Genomic DNA, 1,233 nt, shown 5'->3' with positions numbered 1-1,233 from the left:
TAATTAACTAAACCCTTAATGGGTTTGGTTTAATATAAAGGCGGGTTAATTAGTAAGCTAATTAGCTTAGTAAAACTTTCAAATTTAATTTATCAATTTCCTAATCTTTTTGTCTTTTTGTAGAATTTACAATATTAAATCAAAATTAAATTTTTATTATAAAAATTTAATTTATAATTGCAAAAATATTTTAGGAGAAAAGCAATGAAAAGTGTTAAAATAAAAGTTGCCTTGATTGCAAATATCATAGCAATTGTATGTCTTTTGATTCTAGGAATTATAACATTTATTTTTGTTAAAGATGCTCTTTTTCAAGAAATTGTTAATTCTGAACAAAATCGTTTAATTTCTACAAAAAATCTTATGACTAATTTTAAAGATGATACATCTGACTCATTGAAAAAATTAAGCGAAACTATACTCAGACATCCCTATTCTAGTTTGAATTCAACAGAGAAGCTAATGGACAATATAGGCTATCAATTAAGATCATTCAGAGATTCTGGTAATTTTCTAGCGGTTTATCTAGCTCAATCAAATGGAGAATTAATAGTAAGCGACCCAGATAGTGATAGCAAAGGTTTAGACTATGGAATTTATGGAAAAGCTGATAACTATGACGCAAGAACAAGAGAATTTTATATAGAGGCAATGAAAAATAATAGCCTATATATCACTCCTTCTTATATTGATGTAACTACAGGTTTACCTTGCTTTACTTATGCCATGCCAATATATAAAGATGGTAATTTTATAGGAGTGCTAGCAATTGATGTTTTGGTTAAAGATTTAGAAGATAGTCTTAAACAAATGCCAGGTGCGTCTTTTATTTATGATAAAAATCGTTTTTCATTTGTTTCAACAAGTAAAAATTATATCGGAAATGATCCAAATGTTGCTATCGTAGCAGACAAATTTAGCAAGGTAAAAGAAGGTGAGCCATTTTTTTATACTAGCAAGGAAAATCACGAAAGACTCGGAATGTGTGACAATGTAGATGGATATACAGTGTGCAATATGGCATATATCGATACAATTTCTCAATCGAGCAAGAAGATAGCTTATATTCAGATTATTATAGTTATTTTTACAAGTATTATAAGTACTATTTTACTTTATTTTATTATTTCTTATTACCTATCACCTTTACAAGCTATACAAAATGGCCTCAACTCTTTCTTTGATTTCATCAATCATAAAACCAAAGATTCAGCTATGATAGATGTTAAAAGC

1 protein-coding gene is annotated in these 1,233 nt (G+C 27.8%); it reads left to right on the top strand.

What is annotated here, in order from left to right:
• Window positions 1-204: 204 nt before the first annotated feature.
• Window positions 205-1,233: PDC sensor domain-containing protein (locus L8W55_RS07890; protein ID WP_263678136.1), on the top strand; the 1,029-nt coding region annotated here is incomplete at its 3' end.

Origin of the sequence: Campylobacter sp. FU_520, assembly GCF_025772385.1 — a bacterium.
Taxonomy (GTDB): Bacteria; Campylobacterota; Campylobacteria; order Campylobacterales; family Campylobacteraceae; genus Campylobacter_D; species Campylobacter_D lari_C.
This window is presented reverse-complemented; position numbering and strand designations above follow the sequence as displayed.